Genomic DNA, 2,268 nt, shown 5'->3' with positions numbered 1-2,268 from the left:
CCCGGCGGCGACTTCTTCGAGGGCGTGGCAATCTACAACCTGCTGCGCGCCGATCCGCGCCGGGTCTCCGTCCGCATCCTCGGGCTTGCCGCCTCGGCTGCCTCGGTGATCGCCATGGCCGGCGACGAGGTCCGGATCGGCCGCGCCGGGTTCCTGATGGTCCACAACGCCTGGGTGGTCGCCATCGGCAACCGCCACGACATGGCCGCGGCCGCCGAGACGATGATCCCCTTCGATGCAGCCATGGCGGAGGTCTACGCCGCCAAGGCGGACGTCGATCCCGAGGTCGCAGCAGAGTGGATGGACAGCGAACGCTGGTTCACGGGCCCGGAAGCCGTCGCGGCCGGGCTCGCTGACGGGTTCCTGGCCGCCGATGTGACCCGTGATGGGGGCGTGCAGCCCGAAGCCCCGAGCGCCCTGCGCCGCATCGACACGCTGCTCGCCCGCCAGAACATTCCCCGGTCGGAACGCCGCGCGCTCCTGGCCGAGATCCGCGGCACGCCGGGCGCTGCCGCATCCGTCATGCCGCGCGCTGACGACGACTGGACCGCCGCCGCGCGGTCCCTCATCCAGACGCTCACCTGAGAGGCAATCCCATGAACATGATGTCCCACCCTGCGCTGACGCGCGGGATCGTCGCCCTGCGCGCCGACGCCAGCGGCGATCCGAAGCAGATCTTCGCCGAGCTGCAGAAGAGCTTCGAGGCCTTCAAGGCCGAGCACAGTGATCAGCTGACAGCCCTCCGCAAAGGCCAGGAGGATGTGGTCCGGGCCGAGAAGGTCGACCGCATCAATGCGGCCGTCGGCGAACTGCAAGCCGCCATGGACGCGCAGGCCGCGCAGATTGCAGCCCTGCGGATCGGTGGCAGCGGGATGGCGGCCGGCCCGGTCGATGCCGCCTACACGGACGCCTTCCGGGCCCACTTTCGCAAGGGCGAGGTCTCGGCCGCGCTGAACAAGGGCGCCGATGCCGAAGGCGGTTATCTGGCGCCGGTCGAATGGGACCGCACCATCACCGACAAGCTGGTCGAGGTCTCGCCCATGCGCCAGATCGCCTCGGTGCAGACGATCTCCGGTGCAGGCTTCCGCAAGCTCTTCTCGGCCCAGGGATTCGGCTCGGGCTGGGTCGGCGAGACCGCGCCGCGGCCGCAGACCAGCACGCCGCAGTTCGGGCATCTCGACTACACCCCGGGCGAGATCTACGCCAATCCGGGCGCCACCCAGCAGATGCTCGACGATGCGGCGATCAACCTCGAGCAGTGGATCGCCAGCGAGATCGAGGCCGAGTTCGCCTACCAGGAGGGCATCGCCTTCGTCGCGGGCGACGGCGTCAACAAGCCCTCGGGAGTCCTGACCTATGCCGAGGGTGGATCGAAGGCGACTGCCCACCCTTGGGGGGCGATCCCGACCATCACCGCCGAGAGTGCGACGGCGATCACCGCCGACGAGTTGATCGACCTCGTCTACTCGCTGCCCGGTCAGGCGGCGCAGAATGCGCGTCTGGTCGCCAACCGCAACACGCTCGCAAGCATCCGCAAGCTCAAGGACGGTCAGGGCAACTACCTTTGGCAGCCCTCCTTCACCGAAGGCCAGCCGCAGAACGTGCTGGCCTATCCCGTGACCGAGATGGCGGCGATGCCTGATGTCGCCCCCGGCGCCATGCCACTGGCCTTCGGCGACTTCCGCCGCGGCTACCTGATCGTCGACCGCGCCGGCGTGCGGGTGCTGCGCGATCCCTTCACCAACAAGCCCTACGTCCACTTCTACACCACCAAGCGGGTAGGCGGCGGGCTGCTCAATCCCGAGATGCTGCGGGTCCTCAGGATGGCCGCAGCCTGACCCAGCGGCCCGGCGTTTGCGCCGGGCTTCACCCTTGTCCGAATGGAGGCCATCATGGCTGTGAAGAAGACTGATGCCGCACCGAAGAGCGATGCGACGGCAATCGAGGAAGACACCCACGGCGTCGCCGATCCGGCACCTGCGGTGGGGCTGGAGGAAGCGTCCGGCGCGATCATCGAACCGGGGGTCACGGATGCGGTCGATGTGGCGCACGAGAGCGTCGACGCCAATCCGCGCGAGGGCACCACCGCTGCGCAGAACGCAATTGACTGGAACGACCCCAAGCGAGTGCGCCCTGATGAGGCCGACTTCACGGGTCAGGGCGTAGACCGCGCCGTCTACGGGAAGGCCCAAGACTGATGCGGCTGGTCCTCGTCACCCCACCGGCCGCACCGCCGATCACGCTGGCCGAGGTCAAGGCGCAGGCCCG

The 2,268-nt window shown here is 68.9% G+C and carries 3 protein-coding genes; all 3 read left to right on the top strand.

Translation table 11 applies throughout. The annotated features are described in order from the left end of the window. Positions 1-585: head maturation protease, ClpP-related (locus tag BLW17_RS17225; RefSeq protein ID WP_036737007.1), on the top strand; the 585-nt coding region annotated here is incomplete at its 5' end. 11 nt (positions 586-596) lie between these two features. Continuing rightward, a complete protein-coding gene (locus BLW17_RS17220) occupies positions 597-1,838 on the top strand; it encodes a phage major capsid protein (protein ID WP_036737005.1) in 1,242 nt (413 codons plus the stop codon). A gap of 54 nt (positions 1,839-1,892) precedes the next feature. Then, a complete protein-coding gene (locus BLW17_RS17215) occupies positions 1,893-2,198 on the top strand; it encodes a hypothetical protein (RefSeq protein WP_139306063.1) in 306 nt (101 codons plus the stop codon). The last annotated feature ends 70 nt before the right edge of the window (positions 2,199-2,268 follow it).

This window comes from Paracoccus sanguinis (assembly GCF_900106665.1).
Taxonomy (GTDB): domain Bacteria; phylum Pseudomonadota; class Alphaproteobacteria; order Rhodobacterales; family Rhodobacteraceae; genus Paracoccus; species Paracoccus panacisoli.
This window is presented reverse-complemented; position numbering and strand designations above follow the sequence as displayed.

Excerpts from the sequence above, each read along its gene's own strand:
- BLW17_RS17220 (WP_036737005.1), top strand. The coding sequence starts at position 597 with ATGAACATGATGTCCCACCCTGCGCTGACGCGCGGGATCGTCGCCCTG.
- BLW17_RS17215 (WP_139306063.1), top strand. The coding sequence starts at position 1,893 with ATGGCTGTGAAGAAGACTGATGCCGCACCGAAGAGCGATGCGACGGCA.